At 62.2% G+C, this 15,562-nt stretch carries 16 protein-coding genes; 9 read left to right on the top strand and 7 right to left on the bottom strand.

The genetic code is table 11. The annotated features are described in order from the left end of the window. Window positions 1–71: 71 nt before the first annotated feature. Window positions 72–323, top strand: coding sequence for a hypothetical protein (locus K3724_RS20605; protein ID WP_259988773.1), 252 nt, complete (start codon window positions 72–74; stop codon window positions 321–323). A gap of 8 nt (window positions 324–331) precedes the next feature. Here the strand turns inward: K3724_RS20605 and K3724_RS20600 are convergent, their stop codons facing one another. Beyond that, the gene (locus tag K3724_RS20600; RefSeq protein WP_259988771.1) at window positions 332–1,201 is read right to left on the bottom strand and encodes an SDR family oxidoreductase; all 870 of its coding nucleotides are present in this window, start codon (window positions 1,199–1,201) and stop codon (window positions 332–334) included. 74 nt (window positions 1,202–1,275) lie between these two features. On the opposite strand from K3724_RS20600, the gene K3724_RS20595 reads away from it, so the two are divergent. Continuing rightward, entirely contained in the window at window positions 1,276–1,911 is a 636-nt protein-coding gene (locus tag K3724_RS20595; RefSeq protein WP_259992712.1) for a class I SAM-dependent methyltransferase, read from the top strand. A 66-nt stretch (window positions 1,912–1,977) separates the two neighbouring features. On the opposite strand, the gene K3724_RS20590 is transcribed toward K3724_RS20595, so the two are convergent. The 4 genes from K3724_RS20590 to K3724_RS20575 all read right to left on the bottom strand — a co-directional run bounded on the left by K3724_RS20590 (window position 1,978) and on the right by K3724_RS20575 (window position 6,535). Continuing rightward, window positions 1,978–2,763, bottom strand: a complete 786-nt coding sequence (locus K3724_RS20590; RefSeq protein ID WP_259988769.1) for a carnitinyl-CoA dehydratase — start codon at window positions 2,761–2,763, stop codon at window positions 1,978–1,980. 49 nt (window positions 2,764–2,812) lie between these two features. Next, complete coding sequence (locus K3724_RS20585; protein ID WP_259988767.1) at window positions 2,813–4,843, bottom strand: acetate--CoA ligase family protein; 2,031 nt, start codon at window positions 4,841–4,843, stop codon at window positions 2,813–2,815. Window positions 4,844–5,068: 225 nt separating this feature from the next. After that, complete coding sequence (locus tag K3724_RS20580; protein WP_259988765.1) at window positions 5,069–5,368, bottom strand: SelT/SelW/SelH family protein; 300 nt, start codon at window positions 5,366–5,368, stop codon at window positions 5,069–5,071. Between the two features lie 3 nt (window positions 5,369–5,371). Then, entirely contained in the window at window positions 5,372–6,535 is a 1,164-nt protein-coding gene (locus K3724_RS20575; protein ID WP_259988763.1) for an acyl-CoA dehydrogenase family protein, read from the bottom strand. A gap of 79 nt (window positions 6,536–6,614) precedes the next feature. Here K3724_RS20575 and K3724_RS20570 point away from each other — a divergent pair, with 79 nt between their 5' ends. Then, a complete protein-coding gene (locus K3724_RS20570) occupies window positions 6,615–7,553 on the top strand; it encodes a GlxA family transcriptional regulator (protein WP_259988762.1) in 939 nt (312 codons plus the stop codon). On the opposite strand, the gene K3724_RS20565 is transcribed toward K3724_RS20570, so the two are convergent. Then, a complete protein-coding gene (locus K3724_RS20565; RefSeq protein ID WP_259992710.1) occupies window positions 7,550–8,740 on the bottom strand; it encodes a hypothetical protein in 1,191 nt (396 codons plus the stop codon). The genes K3724_RS20570 and K3724_RS20565 overlap by 4 nt on opposite strands. Window positions 8,741–8,822: 82 nt before the next feature. Continuing rightward, window positions 8,823–9,245, bottom strand: coding sequence for a glyoxalase/bleomycin resistance/extradiol dioxygenase family protein (locus K3724_RS20560; protein ID WP_259988760.1), 423 nt, complete (start codon window positions 9,243–9,245; stop codon window positions 8,823–8,825). 141 nt (window positions 9,246–9,386) lie between these two features. On the opposite strand from K3724_RS20560, the gene ade reads away from it, so the two are divergent. The 6 genes from ade (at window position 9,387) to K3724_RS20530 (ending at window position 15,523) form a co-directional block, all read left to right on the top strand. Continuing rightward, complete coding sequence (ade, locus tag K3724_RS20555) at window positions 9,387–11,189, top strand: adenine deaminase (protein WP_259988758.1); 1,803 nt, start codon at window positions 9,387–9,389, stop codon at window positions 11,187–11,189. Continuing rightward, the gene (locus K3724_RS20550; RefSeq protein ID WP_259988756.1) at window positions 11,186–12,652 is read left to right on the top strand and encodes an AMP nucleosidase; all 1,467 of its coding nucleotides are present in this window, start codon (window positions 11,186–11,188) and stop codon (window positions 12,650–12,652) included. Before ade ends, K3724_RS20550 begins: the two co-directional genes overlap by 4 nt. 139 nt (window positions 12,653–12,791) lie before the next feature. Continuing rightward, complete coding sequence (locus K3724_RS20545; RefSeq protein WP_027256921.1) at window positions 12,792–13,079, top strand: HU family DNA-binding protein; 288 nt, start codon at window positions 12,792–12,794, stop codon at window positions 13,077–13,079. Between the two features lie 168 nt (window positions 13,080–13,247). Then, complete coding sequence (locus tag K3724_RS20540) at window positions 13,248–13,871, top strand: LysE family translocator (protein WP_259988754.1); 624 nt, start codon at window positions 13,248–13,250, stop codon at window positions 13,869–13,871. Window positions 13,872–13,942: 71 nt separating this feature from the next. Beyond that, window positions 13,943–14,848, top strand: a complete 906-nt coding sequence (locus tag K3724_RS20535) for a DMT family transporter (RefSeq protein ID WP_259988752.1) — start codon at window positions 13,943–13,945, stop codon at window positions 14,846–14,848. A 111-nt stretch (window positions 14,849–14,959) separates the two neighbouring features. Further along, window positions 14,960–15,523: a DUF4202 domain-containing protein gene (locus K3724_RS20530; RefSeq protein ID WP_259988750.1), complete on the top strand. Its 564-nt coding sequence runs from the start codon at window positions 14,960–14,962 to the stop codon at window positions 15,521–15,523. Window positions 15,524–15,562 lie beyond the last annotated feature (39 nt).

Raw genomic sequence — 15,562 nt, 5'->3', positions numbered from 1 at the left:
CGCATTCATAAGTTGCAAGCCAAATTAAACCATGCGAGGAAAGCTCTTGTTAAATTTCAAGGATTTCTCACATGCAGAAAGTGAATAAGGTTGTCCGCGTAAACTTCGCCGGCGGTTTACTCGGGATGATTTTCGGCAGCTCTAAAGGAAAAGTTCAGTCTGTCATTCAAAGCGAAAATTCTGAAGGCTGGAACTTTATTGAAGCCATCACAGACCAACCCAATCTGATTATTTATGTAGTTAGGCTGCTGCTTCTGGCCATAACCCTTGGGCTTTGGACACTTTCAACTGGATATCTTTTTGTGTTTGAGAAACCGCGGTAAGCAAAAAACTACACCCCTGGCGGCTCCGCAGGCGGCACAAAGCTCTCCATGTCCTCGGCCTCCAGAACCGCCCGTAGACCCTCGCGGTAGGTGGGGTAGAACAGCTCCACCCCCAGCTCCTCCTTGATACGGCGGTTGCGGACGCGTTTGTTCTCGCCATAAAAGCTGCGCGCCATAGGGGTCATGCCGGCCTCGTCAAACGGCACTTCGGCCGGCACCGGCAGGCCCAGCAGCTCCGCCGCATGGCCCAAAACATCCTGCGGCGGCGCGGGGTCGTCATCGCAGACGTTGTAAATAGCGCCGGGGCTGGGCTGCGCGATGGAGGCCGCCAGAACCCGTGCGATGTCATCGACATGAATGCGGGAAAACACCTGGCCCTGCTTCACGATCCGCCGCGCCTTGCCCGCCATCAGCTTGGCAAAGGGACCGCGGCCGGGGCCATAGATACCGGCCAGCCGGAAGATATGCAGCGGCAGACCGGGGATGGCCTGCCATTGCGCCTCGGCCCGGGCGCGCCAGTCGCCGCGCTCGCTTGACGGCGTCACCGGCGTGGCCTCATCCACCCAGGCGCCGTCGTGGTGGCCATAAACTGCCGTAGTCGACAGATACCCCACCCATTCCAGACGGGGTGCAGCAGTGATTTGACCAGCCATCGCGGCCAGCACCGGGTCACCCGCCATGTTCGGCCCTATCGAGCTTAGAACATGGGTGACCCCGTCCAGCGGAACGTCCTGCCCGGGCCAGGTGATCATCTCCACGCCTTCGGCCTCCACAGCCTCGCGCGAAGTGCCGATAACCCGCCATCCCTGCACCAGAAGGCGCGGCGCAAGCGCCCGGGCGGTATAGCCAAATCCAAGACAAAGCAGCGTTTTCCTCATGCTTCCTAGATGCGTTGACCGCGCCTGCTGTGCAAGGGTTGATTCGAATCCCGATCAGCCTTTTCATGGCGCGCATGGATAAACAGAAACCGGGACTTTCAAACGCCTACGCCCTGCAGACACCTGCCGATTCCAAACGGCTTTACAGGGACTGGGCGAGCACATACGACCAGGATTTCGCCGCCGGGCAGGGCTACCTCCTGCCCGGGTTGACCGCCAAGGTTTTTGCCGCCGCCGGCGGAGCCGGCCCGGTGCTGGACGTCGGTGCCGGCACCGGTCTGTGCGGCCAAGCGTTGCGGGCGATTGGAATAGAACCTATCGACGCCACCGATCTAAGCGCCGCGATGCTGGCCGAAGCCTTGCGCAAGGATGCCTACCGCGACGTGATCGAAGCCGATCTGCTGGAAGGCATCCCGGTGCCGCGCGGGTCCTACCGCGGCGTGGTCTCTTCCGGCACCTTCACCCATGGTCACCTCGGCCCGGAAGTCCTGCCCGCCCTGTTGCGGGTGGCCGCACCCGATGCCTGGTTTGCTTTGTCGGTGAATGCCCGGTTCTACGATAAGGCGGGGTTTTCCGAAGCCTTCGGCCGGCTGCTGCGCGGGCACTGGATCAAGAATCTTACTCTGCCGGAACTGCCCATCTACGGACCTCGCGCGACGGGGGCGCACAAGAACGACACTGCCCTGATCGCGCGATTTCAAAAAGTATAGCACCCCTTTACCATGTTGCTTTTGGACAGGCGGGGATCCAAACGCCGCGCAAAGCGCGGCGCCGCCTCAGCGCCCCTTCCAGACCGGATCGCGCTTTTCGGCAAAGGCGCGGGCGCCTTCCAGGTTGTCCTCGGAACCATAGAGAACATCCACTGACTTCAGCTGCCGTTGCGTAACCCGGTTCATCGCGTCCTGGAATTTGGAATCTTCTGCGTCGCGCACGATCTCCTTGATTGCCGCATAGACCAGCGGCGGGCCGGAGGCGAGCAGCCGCGCCAGCTCCCAGGCCCGGTCCATCAGCTGGTCCGCCGTCACGATCTCGTTCACCAGGCCCCAGCGGTTGGCCTCTTCTGCGTCAAACCAACGGCCCGTAAGCAGCAGCTCCATTGCGATGTGATAGGGAATGCGTTTGGGCAGTTTCACACTGGCCGCATCCGCGACGGTGCCGGAGCGGATTTCCGGCAACGCAAAGGTGGCGTGATCGGCAGCGATGATCACATCCGCTGACAGCGCCAGCTCCAGCCCGCCGCCACAGGCGATGCCATTCACGGCGGCAATCACCGGCTTGTTCATGTCGCGCAGTTCCTGCAGGCCGCCAAAGCCGCCGACGCCATAATCGCCATCCACCGCATCGCCGTCAGCCGCCGCTTTCAGGTCCCAACCCGGGCAGAAAAACTTTTCTCCACCGCCGGTCAGGATCGCCACCCGCAGGTCAGGGTCGTCGCGGAAATCCCGGAAAACCTCGCCCATCACCCGGCTGGTCTGAAGGTCGATGGCATTTGCCTTTGGCCGGTCCAGTGTCACTTCCAGTATGGCACCATCACGGCGGGTTTTCACGGGGCTGTCGGTCATATCAATTCCTCCTGGCACGGTAGTACCGCTCATGTTTCAGGCCGAAGCCTCAGTATTTCCGCCGCATCAGCGCATCTGCTGCAACGGCATCAGCTGGCGTGCAGAGAAGCGGGTTGATCTCGATCTCTTCCAATCCCAGCGCGTTTTCCATCACATAGGCCTCGACTGCGCGGATGGCGCGCAGAATCGCCTCCCTGTCTGCTGCCGGGGCACCCCGGTAGCCGTCCAGCAGTTTGGCAATGCGCAAAGAGTTGAGCGCAGCTTCGATCTCTGCATCCGAGGCTGGCAGCAGAAAGGAAGCACTGTCTTTCATCAACTCGGTCAGGGTGCCGCCCGCCGCCACAGTCATGACAAACCCATGCGCTGGATCCTTGACCACCCCGATCAGAAGCTCAACCACCGCACCGGTTACCATTTCTTCCACCAGAAAGCACGAGGCCGGCATGTTGAACGCGGCATCACTCACGTCCTGCCCCGAGTTCAGATTCAGCACCACAGCACCTGCTTCGGTCTTGTGCGCAACGCCTTCGCCCTTCAGCACCACCGGGAAGCCGACATCCACCGCAACGGCGCGGGCATTGGTGGCAGAGGCCGCCCGTTTGGATCGCGGGATGCGCAGGCCATAGTCTGCCAGCTGCCGCTTTGCCTCGACTTCAGGCACCAGATCAGGGTCCACCGCAGGGGTTGGCAGCAACAACGGTGAAGGTGCTGCCTGCAATGGCAGGCTCGCGGCCTCGCAGGCAGCAATTGCCTCGCTAAGCCCAGCGAAAGGCACCACTCCAGCATCCATCAGACGGGTTGCAACATCCTCCGGCAGCAACTCGGGAAGCGTCGCCACCAGACCAACGTTTGCTCCTGTCCGCTCACGCGAACCAATCGCTGCTTGGATTGCGCATTCCCAATCCGAGGCATCGCAGCGGTCATTGCGCGGGAAGTCGACGATCAGCATAGTCATCGCCAGCTGTGGATCCATCATTGCCGAGAATGCCTGTGTCATCGCCTCGGCATCCCGCCAGATATAAGTGTGGTAGTCGAGCGGGTTTGCCAGCGCCACCATCGGGCCCAGCGCTTCCCGCAAATCCGCCTTTTGGCGATCATTCAGGGGCGGGAACACGACATTGCGCGCATGGCAGGTGTCCGCGGCCAGGCTAGCCTCCCCTCCGGAGCAGCTGATCGTTGCAATGCGGTTCGAAGGCAGCCGCCCCGTCACATGCAGCAATTTCAGTGTCTCCAGGAAGGACGGCAAGTCATAAAGACGCGGAATGCCAAGGCGTGAGAGCAAAGCCCCCGCACCCGCGTCACCGCCCGCAAGCGAGGCGGTATGAGAAACAGTCGCGGCCTGGGCCTCGGCGGATCTGCCGACCTTAAGGGCAACGATCGGCTTTCCCAATTCGCGTGCTCTGGCCGCCAATGCCTCAAACGCACGCAAATCGCCAAAACCTTCGATATGCAGGCCAAGTGCTGTGACGCGGTCGTCTTCCAGCAGCGCTTCGCCGATGGCAGCGATGCCCGACTGTGCCTGGTTGCCGGCCGTCACTACATAGGCCACCGGCAGGCCGCGTTTCTGCATGGTCAGGTTGATGGCGATGTTGGAGCTTTGAGTGACCAGCGCCACACCCCGTTCTGCCCGCGCCCCGCCATGCTGGTCCGGCCACAGCAGCGCCCCGTCCAGATAATTGATGAAACCATAGCAGTTGGGGCCAAGGAAAGGCATATCTCCAGCTGCTTCCAGCAGCTGCGCCTGCAAGTCTGCCCCTTCGGCGTCCTCAGCGGCGGCTTCCAAGAAGCCGGATGCAAAACAGACCGCACCGCCCGCGCCGCTTGCCGACAGCGCCCGCACCACCTCGATGGTGGCAAAGCGGTTCACCCCGATGAACGCCGCATCAGGCGCCTTCGGCAGGCTGTCAACGTCCTTGAACGCAGGCAGGCCCGCGACCTCTTCGGCCTTGGGATGAACGGGCCAGATGGTGCCCTCAAACCCCATCTTTTGACACTGCTCAATCACCAGGCGGCACCATGCGCCGCCGCCGATCACAGTAATGGTTTTAGGTCGGAAGAGGCGGGAAAGGTCGCGTGTCATTTTCTAGCGGTTCCGCTGGTAGAGAGTTCGGGAGCCTCCGGCGGGGATATTTCCCGCATGAGGAAGTAAGCTTTGGTTAACCAGAATCACACTCAATAGTTGTGCGGTACAGGCGGGGACGCCGATGGCCGTGCAAGGGGAAGAGAGCCTCTCTCTTTACCGGGGCGGCTCTTGCGGGCCGCCCTTTTCCTCTTGCCGTAAATATCCCCGCCGGAGGCATCCGGCTTACCCGTCCGCGCTTCGGTCGAGATGGCCCAGATCCCTGCCGGGGTCAATCCGGTCGCGCACGCGGGTCTTCAGCTCTTTCACATCAGGAAAGCCGCCGTCCCGTTTGCGTTCCCAGATCAGCTCCTTATCAACATGGATCTCAAAGATCCCGCCCATTTCTCCGGGAACCAGTGTCACCCCGCCCAATCGGTCCTGGAAGGTCTGCAGCAGCTCCTGCGCCATCCAGCCTGCCCGCAGCAGCCAGTTGCAGCCGGTGCAGTAGGTAATGGTCACAACAGGTTTCCCGGCTTGGGTCATGGATTAGCCTCCGACGGCGCGCAGCATCTCGCGGCTGATAATGTGCCGTTGGATTTCACTGGTGCCTTCCCAGATACGCTCGACCCGCGCATCGCGCCAGATGCGTTCCAGCGGCAGCTCGTCCATCAGCCCCATGCCGCCGTGGATCTGGATCGCTTCATCCGCAACCATGGCCAGCATCTCGGTCGCCTTCAGCTTGGCCATCGACATGTCGCTCTCGGTGACGGTTCCCTGGTCGAATTTCCAGCCGGCTTCCCAGGTCAGCAGGTTCGCCGCTTTCAGCTCCAGCGCCATGTCGGCCAGCTTGAAGGAAATGCCCTGGAACTTGCCGATCTGCTGACCGAATTGCTTGCGCTCGGCGGCGTATTCGATCGAGTGCTGCAACGCCCGTTCGGCGCGCCCCAGGCAGGTGGCGGCCACTTGCAGGCGGGTGGCGCCCAGCCAGGTGTTGGCCACCTCAAAGCCCTTGTCGACCTCCCCCAGAATGGCCGAGGACGGCAGGCGGCAGTCGTCGAATTCCAGCACCGCATTGGTGTAGCCGCGGTGGCTGACGTTGCCGTAGCCGTCGCGCACCTCAAAACCGGGCGTGCCCTTGTCGACAAAGAAGGCGGTGATTTTCTTCTTCGGCCCGCGCGACGTGTCCTCCACCCCGGTTGCCATGAAGCAAATCGCAAAGTCGGCAATATCGGCGTGGCTAATGAAATGCTTGGTACCGTTCAGGATCCAGTCGTCACCGTCCTTTCGCGCAGTTGCTTTCATGCCGCGCAAGTCGGACCCCGCGTCCGGCTCGGTCATCGCCAGGCAATCCCATTTCTCTCCCTTCATGCAAGGGTAGAGATACTTCTCTTTCTGCTCATCCGTACCGGCCAGCAGGATGTTTGACGGGCGCGCAACACCGGTCCAGTGCAGCGCATAGTTGGCGCGGCCCAGTTCCTTTTCATACATCAGCCACGACAGCGTATCGAGGCCGGCACCACCTGCTTCCTCAGGCATGTTGGCGGCATAAAGCCCCGCTTCCATCGCCTTTTTCTGCACATCACGGATCACATCCATGTCCAGATGACCGGTGCGCTCGATCTCTGCCTCATGCGGATACAGCTCCTTTTCCACAAAGGCGCGGGTGGTCTCGACGATCATCGACTGTTCTTCAGTCATCCCGAACTGCATGGCGGTCTCCCTTCGCAAATCTGTTGCCAGCCAGATTAGGCGGCTTGCCCTCGCCCATCGTGCAAAGTTAGAAGAAATCATGCGAAGTTGGGCAAAAGATAACGCTGCGGCGCAGCAATTGGATGTACTGCTGTTCGACGCCTTTTCGGCCCATTGCCTGGCCAATACGGTTGAGCCGCTGCGCGCGGCCAATACCTTTGCCGGGCGGCAGGTCTATGCCTGGCGGTTCCTCACGCTGGACGGCAGGCCTGCGGTGTCGTCCTCGGGCATGGAGGTGCGGGCGCATGGGAAATTGGGTGATTGCAGCGGCGATCTGCTGATTGCGATGCCGTCTTATGACTTCCTGCGCCATGCCACTGTGACTGCCGCCCGGGCGCTGAAATCTGCGGCGCACCGCTATAAGGTAATTGCAGGGTTTGACACCGGCGCCTGGCTGCTGGCGGAGGCGGGTCTTTTAGACCGGCGACGGGCAACGATCCATTGGGAGGAACTCAGCCGTTTCACCGAAACTTTCCCCGAAGTGCAGACGGAGCGTGCCCGGCAAGTCATGGATGGCAACCGTATCACCTGCACCGGCGCCCTGGCAGCCTTTGACACCATGATGGAGCTGATCGGAGAGCATCACGGGGCAGCGCTGCGGCTGGAAGTGGCCATGCTGTTCATGAGCCCCGAAGCCACGGAAACCCAGGACCCGATCCTCGCCCGCAGCAAATCCGTCGCCCGCGCAGTTGCCATGATGCAAGCAAACCTGGAGGCGCCGCTTCCAATTGCAGCGGTCGCCCGCCAGGCTGGCCGCAGCCAAAAAGACCTTGAGGCAAGGATGAAGGCGGAACTTGGTGCAACTCCCCAGGCCGTTTACCGGCGGCTCCGGCTGATACAAGCCAGAAAGCTTGTATTGGAGACTGACTTGAGTGTCTCCGAGATTGCCCTGCGCAGTGGGTATAATGATCCCAGCGCCCTGACCCGGTCCTTCAAAGCCGAGTTCGGCGCCACGCCCCGCAGCCTTCGCAACAGCTAGATCTGCTGGGCTGCCATCCATTGGTTCAGACGCCACAACCCCCAGGCCAGCGGAATCGCCGCCAGCCCGCCGATCACATAGGCCAGCGGCTCATCCGCGAAGGACTCGAACATCTGGGTATAGGCGTGGATCGCAGCAAAGGTCAGCGCCGCATTGAACAGTCCGCGCTGATGCCGCTGCGCCGCCCAGAAGATCACCACCGCCAGCACCGCTGCCCAAAGCACCGAATAGACGTTTTCGGAGATGAACAGCGCGCTGTCGCGGAAAGCATCGCGAGCCGCGGAATAGGCTTCCCAGTCCTCGTAACCGTCGCTGTAACGGCCCGGCCCCCAGACAGTTTCGCCCACCACGTCGCCCCAAAGCGAGCCGACCAGTGCGCAGAGATTGGCCACCACAAACCCCAGGATTGCCAGAATGCGCAGGTGCCGGGCGTCGCGCTCGGCCAGCCGGGACGCGCCCCAGACACAAAGCACGATCAGCAGCACCATCTGCAGGATCGTCAGCGTCGATTCCGGCGAATAGAACACATAGGCCGCGTGGAAATAGCCGGTGCCGGTCTCCAGCATCTGGGCAAAAGGCGCAATCGCCAGCGCAGTGACAAAGCGCACATCCACTTGCCAGCCAGCCAGGGCCAGCGCGGCGGCATAATAGAGCAGCGCCAGGTTCCGCAGCGGCGAGCCGATCTCGTATTGCTGCAGCAGCAGCTCAATACCCGCCAGATGCATTGCCAACCCCATCAGCAGGATCGCCCCCAGCACAAACCCCGTCGACCAGGCCCCGCGCCGCCAGCGCCAGACACAAATCGCTGCCACCAGCGCGCCGGCAGGCAGCATCAGCCAACCGGCGATATCCTCGTATTTGTCCACCAGCTCAATCCCGGCGCCGCCCATCAGCATGCCTGCCCCGATCAGGGTGGCGGAATTGCCAAACATCCGCAGCATCTCGCGACCGCGCGCCAGCACCGCCAGCCCGCCGCCCAGCATCAGAATACCGGTCACTGCCACCGCCAGCGGATCGGCCAGCCAGAAGATAAAGCCGGCGGTGGCGGCGATGATGCCGAAACACAGGATCGCATTCACCGCCAGTGACACCATCACTTCGCGTGAACGCGCCTCGATGGTGCGGGCCTGATCCGGGGTTAGCACTCCCTCCTCGACCAGCGCGGTTGTGTCGGCAATGGCGTGCATCGGCGGTCCCTCATGGCATCCAAAAGATACCGCCAGCATGGACCGGCGTTCTTTCAGTGGAAAGGGGAGGAATTCCCGCCGCTTACCCTTTCGGCCGGCTTGGAACCCAGGCGTAGCCGTTTTCACACAGGATATAGGCCTCCCGCAGGCCATGCGGTTTGTCCGCGGGCGCCTGCAGAATGGTGAATCCCGCCGCCTCTGCCCGGTCGACAGCCTCATCCGGGTCGGTATCATACAGGCGGATCTCAATCCCGGCCCCGCGCGGCGGGTTTTCCGGCAGCAGCCCCAGCAGCGGATTTTCCGCATAGGTGCCATCGCTGTGCAGCTGAAAGACCTGACCGCCATAGGTGACGATAGCAAAATCCTTGCTTACCTGATGGCCCCTCATATCAAAAACAGTCTCTAAAAAGGTTATTTCTGCCGGAACATCCCGCACCAGCAGATTGATCCCGATCCCGCGCAGGGAGCGGCCGAAACTGTCCGCATCTATTGTTTCATAATCCATGAGCCCAGTCTTCCCCGCAAACCGCCCGGTGGCAACGCCAATTCCGTCAGCCCTCGGCGCCTTTCCACCGCCCGTATGAAGCTTTGATGGCAAAGCCAGCAATCCGCTTGCCTTCCCGCGCGCAATCGGAACAATTGGAATATGTCAGAAAACATTTTTCCAAGCTGGCCCGACTCCGCCCCTCAATTGATCGACGTCGCAGCCGGCCGCGTGCCGGCGGATACAGTGATCCGGCAGGGTATCTGGGTCAATGTCCACACCCGCGAGCAGCTGCCGGGCCATGATATTGCGATCAAGGCCGGCCGCATTGCCTATGTCGGACCGGATGCCTCTTATTGCACCGGACCGGAGACGCAGATCATAGAGGCGCGTGGCCGCTACATGATCCCCGGCCTGTGCGATGCCCATATGCATATCGAGAGCGGTATGCTGACCCCGGCGGAATTCGCCCGCGCGGTGATCCCGCACGGCACCACCTCGATGTTCACCGACCCGCATGAGATTGCCAATGTGCTGGGTCTGGACGGCGTGCGCTATATGCATGACGAGGCGCTGATGCAGCCCGTTAGCATCTTCACCCAGATGCCCAGCTGCGCGCCCTCGGCACCTGGGCTGGAGACCACCGGTTATGAAATCTCCGCCGAGGATGTGGCGGAGGCAATGAACTGGCCCGGCATCATCGGCCTGGGGGAGATGATGAATTTTCCCGGCGTGGCCAATGCCGACCCTAAGATGCTGGCTGAAATCGCCGCCACTCAGCGCGCGGGCAAGACAGTGGGCGGTCATTATGCCTCCCCAGACCTCGGCCCTGATTTCGCCGCCTATGTGGCAGGCGGTCCGGCGGATGACCACGAGGGCACCTGCGAGACCGACGCCATTGCACGTGTCCGCCAGGGGATGCGGTCGATGATGCGGCTGGGCTCGGCCTGGTATGACGTAGAAAGCCAGATCACTGCGGTGACGGAAAAGGGGCTGGACCCGCGCAATTTCATCCTTTGCACCGACGACTGCCACTCCGGCACCCTGGTCAATGACGGCCATATGAACCGGGTGGTGCGCCACGCGATTGCCTGCGGCTGCGATCCGGTGATTGCGCTGCAGATGGCCACCATCAATACCGCCACCCATTTCGGACTGGAACGTGAGATCGGCTCGATCACCCCTGGCCGCCGGGCTGACGTGATCCTGACCTCCGACTTGCGAGAATTGCCTATCGAACTGGTTGTCGCGCGCGGGCAGATCGTCGCGGAATCAGGCTCTATCAAGGTCAAATGCCCGCACTACACCTGGCCCGCCAGCGCCCGCGGCACAGTGCATCTGGGTCACGAACTGACGGCGAAAGACTTTGAGCTTGCCGCACCCGAGGGCGCCAATGCGGTCACCGCCAATGTGATCGGCGTGGTCGAAAACCAGGCCCCGACCAAGGCGCTGCAGGCAGAACTGCCGGTTGTGGACGGGCTGGTCGAGGGCGCGGGCGATGTCTGCCAGATCGCGCTGGTCGAACGCCACCGCGCCACCGGCGGCGTCACCAACGCCTTTGTCTCGGGCTTCGGCTACACCGGTAAGATGGCGATGGCCTCAACCGTGGCGCATGACAGCCACCACATGATCGTGGTCGGCACCGACCGCCACGAGATGGCGCTGGCGGCCAACCGCCTGGCCCAAGTGGGCGGCGGCATCACCCTTTACAAGGACGGCAGGGAACTGGCTCTGGTCGAGCTGCCGATTGCCGGCCTGATGTCCGACAGCCCCGCAACCGAGGTGGCTGCCAAGGCGCAAGTCATGATGGAAGCGATGGAGGCCTGCGGCTGCAGCCTGAACAATGCCTATATGCAGCACTCGTTGCTGGCGCTGGTCGTGATCCCGGAGCTGAGAATTTCCGACCTTGGTCTAGTCGATGTGCGCACTTTCCAGAAAATCCCGGTAATCGAGCCTGCTCAATGATAACAACAAAACACCCCGGCCATCCGCCGACCGAAACGTTCAACGACGCAACCGAAGCGGTGGACCGGCTTGAGTTGCTTTACCGGCAGGCCACCGGCTTCATCTGCGAGGAATTCAGCCGGGCGATGGCTGACGGGGCGCCGGACAACCAGCGCATCCGCGCCTATTACCCGGAGATCCGGTTCTCCACCACGAGTTTTGCCCAGGTAGACAGCCGCCTCAGCTTTGGTCATGTCTCTGCGCCCGGCACCTATGCCACCACGGTGACGCGGCCGGACCTGTTCCGCAATTACCTGATCCAGCAGATCACCCTGCTCATTCGCAACCACGGCCAGCCAGTGACCATCGATGTCTCTGACACTCCGATCCCAGTGCATTTCGCAGTTGCTTCGCGTCCTGACCTGACAGTGCCGCAGGACGGTGCAGCCGGGTTCACCCTGCGCGACGTATTTGACGTGCCGGATCTGTCGACCACCAATGACGATATCGTCAACGGCACCTATCAGCCGCCTAATGGCACCGGACCGCTGGCGCTGTTCACCGCACAGCGCATCGACTACTCGCTGGCCCGGCTCAGCCATTACACCGCCACTAGCGCCGAGCATTTCCAGAACCACGTGCTGTTCACCAATTACCAATTCTATGTCGCCGAATTTGAAGCCTACGCCCGCGCCCAGCTGGCGGATCCGGACTCCGGATATACCAGCTTTGTCAGCACCGGCGACCACGAGATCACTGACCCCGCTGCCGTAATACCGGTGATAGGCAAGCTGCCGCAGATGCCCACCTACCACCTGAAACGCGCAGACGGAGGCGGCATCACCTTGGTCAACATCGGTGTCGGCCCGTCCAATGCCAAAACCGCCACCGATCATATCGCGGTGCTGCGCCCGCATGCCTGGCTGATGGTCGGCCATTGCGCAGGCCTTCGGAACACTCAGGCATTGGGAGACTTTGTGCTGGCGCATGGATACTTGCGCGAAGACCACGTGCTGGATGACGATCTGCCGGTCTGGACACCGATCCCGGCGCTGGCGGAAATCCAGGTCGCACTCGAAGAGGCCGTGGCCGAGATCACCGAATACGAGGGTTTTGACCTCAAACGGATCATGCGCACCGGCACCGTCGCCACCATCGACAACCGCAACTGGGAATTGCGCGACCAGTCCGGTCCGGTGCAGCGCTTGTCCCAGTCCCGCGCCGTCGCGCTGGACATGGAAAGCGCCACCATCGCCGCCAATGGCTACCGCTTCCGGGTGCCTTATGGCACGCTTCTGTGCGTCTCCGACAAACCGCTGCATGGGGAGCTGAAGCTGCCGGGCATGGCCTCGGACTTTTACCGGACACAGGTTGCACGGCATCTGCAAATCGGCATAAGAGCAATGGAGCGGCTGCGCGGAATGCCTCTGGAGCGGCTGCACAGCCGGAAGTTGCGCTCGTTCGATGAAACGGCCTTCCTTTAAGGCTGAATTTTGCAGTTTTCCTAGAAAAAATGCCTATTTTTGCCTGCCCGGCGCGCACAAGAAGTTGTGTTATCATACAACATAACGATAATATCCGGCGATGAGGCCCTAGAGTTCGGGCAGTTTAAGGAGACGAAGAATGTCCAAACCGATGACCAAAACCCAGCTTGTTGCCGCTCTGGCTGACGAAATGGGCAGCGACAAAAAAGTCGCAGGTTCCGCTCTGGAAGCGGTCTGCTCGCTGATCACCCGCGAAGTGTCGGGCGGCGGTGCCGTGACCCTGCCGGGCGTCGGCAAGATCTATTGCCGCGAGCGCCCCGAGCGCGAAGTGCGCAACCCGGCCACCGGCGAGAAGTTCACAAAAGAAGCTGACAAGGTTGTGAAAATGACCATCGCAAAGGCGTTGAAAGACAGCGTGAACGGCTGATACCGGCGACAAACCGGACGGTTTCAGGGCTGCCCGCACGGGCGGCCCTTTTCTTTTGCCCGGATGTTTCCCGGCTGCGGAAAAGCTTCGCCCGCGGCCGCAGCGTTGTTGCTTGCCTATTGCCCCCGTCAAGCGCACCCTTCCGTCACACCGGAGGAGGACTGCTGCATGACTGACGTGAACCTTATCCTGATCCTAGGGGCCGCGCTCTTGGCCGGTGCCAGCCCCGGTCCCGCGACGCTGACCATCGCCGGCACCGCCATGCAGCGCGGCCGCTCCGCCGGGCTGGCCGTCGCCGCCGGCGTCAGCAGCGGCTCGCTGATCTGGTCCGTTTCCGCAGCCTTTGGCCTCGGCGCAGTGATGCTGGCCAATGCCTGGATTTTTGAGGGCGTTCGCTATTTCGGTGCAGTCTACCTGATGTATCTCGCGTTGCGCTCGGCCCGTTCTGCGCTGCGCCCCGGAAACCCGGAACTCAAGGTTTCTGCAGCCGGGTCCTTGCGCGCGGCTTATGCAAAGGGGCTGGCCCTGCATCTGACCAATCCCAAGGCGGTGCTGTTCTTTGGGTCGCTTTACGCCATCGGCATCCCGCCCGGTACTGAACCATCAGCGCTGCTGACGGTAATCGCCGCCATCGCCGTGCAAAGTACGCTGATCTTCCACGGCTATGCCATTCTGTTCTCCAGCACCACTGCCAGCCGGGTCTACATCCGCCTGCGCCGCGGGTTTGAAGCCCTTTTTGCCGCCGCCTTTGGCGCCGCCAGCTGGCAGATCCTAATGGCCAAGCTCAGCTGATTCCGGTTCAACCCAGCTTGATCTCCTCTATCAATTCCCCGAAGGTCCGCTCCGGGAGAAAGGTACTCAAAATGGATGCGCGCGCTATAGCCATGGGGCTGGCCTTTGCCTTGATGTGGTCCTCTGCTTTCACCTCCGCCCGGATCATCGTCCAAGACGCCTCGCCGCTGTTTTCCCTCGCCGTGCGGTTCCTGATCTCCGGCCTGATCGGTGTCGCCATCGCCCGCGCCATGGGTCAGACATGGCGGCTGACGCCGGGCCAATGGCGTGCCACGGTGATCTTCGGCATCTGCCAGAACGCGCTGTACCTCGGTTTGAATTTCGTCGCCATGCAATGGATCGAGGCCTCGCTCGCCGCGATCATCGCCTCCACCATGCCGCTGCTGGTTGCGCTGGCGGGCTGGGCGCTGTTCGGCGAACGGCTGCGCCCCCTGGGCTATGCCGGGCTGGCGGCAGGCGTCCTCGGCGTGGCACTGATCATGGGCACGCGGCTTGGCGCCGGGGTCGACCTGTTCGGAGTGTTCCTCTGCGTGATCGGCGTGCTGGCGCTGACCACTGCAACGCTGGCTTTGCGCGGCGCCACCTCAGGCGGCAATTTCATGATGGTGGTGGGGCTTCAGATGCTGATCGGCTCCGTCATCCTGTTTATAGCAGCCCCGCTGACCGAGGAGATCTTCGTCCGCCCCACCCTGCGGCTGGCGCTGGCCTTTACCTATACCACGGTGGTGCCGGGGCTGATGGCCACCCTCATTTGGGTTATGCTGCTGAACCGCATCGGCGCGGTGCGGGCTGCCACCTTCCACTTCCTCAACCCGGTGTTCGGCGTGGCCGTCGCCAGCGTGCTGCTGGGTGAAAAACTGGGCCCGCTCGATGTGCTGGGGGTGGCCATTGTCACCGGCGGCATTCTCGCGGTTCAGCTTGCCCGCCGCCCCGCCCTGCCGCCATCGGCGCTCTCCCGCGCGGCAAAGCCGGGCTGACGCCCGTCGCTGCCCCTTGGGCCCGGCACGCCTGACGGCGTGCCGGGCCGTTGCAACCCGCCGCGCTTCCGCATTATTCTGGCCCTCAATGACTAAACAGGAGGACGCAGCATGAGCGCGCAATTGACCCAGGTTCTGGACGCCATCGACGCCGCCAATGCCCAGGATCCCAGCCTGGAGGACGGCCAGCCTGCCGCGCTGCTTTATGGCCAGCGTATGAGCGAACAGCAGATGCGCCTGTTCCCCGATGCCTCCGACGCGCTGCAAATTGCCGCCCGCGGCCAGCATGTGGAGCGCTGGAAGCTGCAGCGCAGCAGCTATCCTGAAGGCCGCGCCGGCTATCTCGCCTGGCGCAAAGCCGAAGCCGAACACCACGCCCAGGTGGTCTCTGCCCTGATGCAGGAGGCAGGTTATGGCGCAGACGATGCAAACGCCGCCGCAAGGATGCTGCGCAAGGAAGGCATCAAGCGCGACGATCAGGTGCAGGCTCTGGAGGACATCATCTGTTTTGTCTTCCTGAAGTGGTACTTTGCCCCCTTTGCCGCTAAACACCCGGCGGACAAGGTCCAGCGCATTGTCGAAAAAACCGCCCGCAAGATGTCGCCTGAGGCCCGCGCCCGGGTGCTGACAGAGTTCGACCTGCCCGGAGATCTGGCCGGCGCCTTCACCGCCTGACCAAACCCGCCGCCGCACACGGCTTTGCGAGCCGCCTGT

It is taken from the genome of Leisingera sp. M658, assembly GCF_025144145.1.
Classification (GTDB): Bacteria; Pseudomonadota; Alphaproteobacteria; order Rhodobacterales; family Rhodobacteraceae; genus Leisingera.
This window is presented reverse-complemented; position numbering and strand designations above follow the sequence as displayed.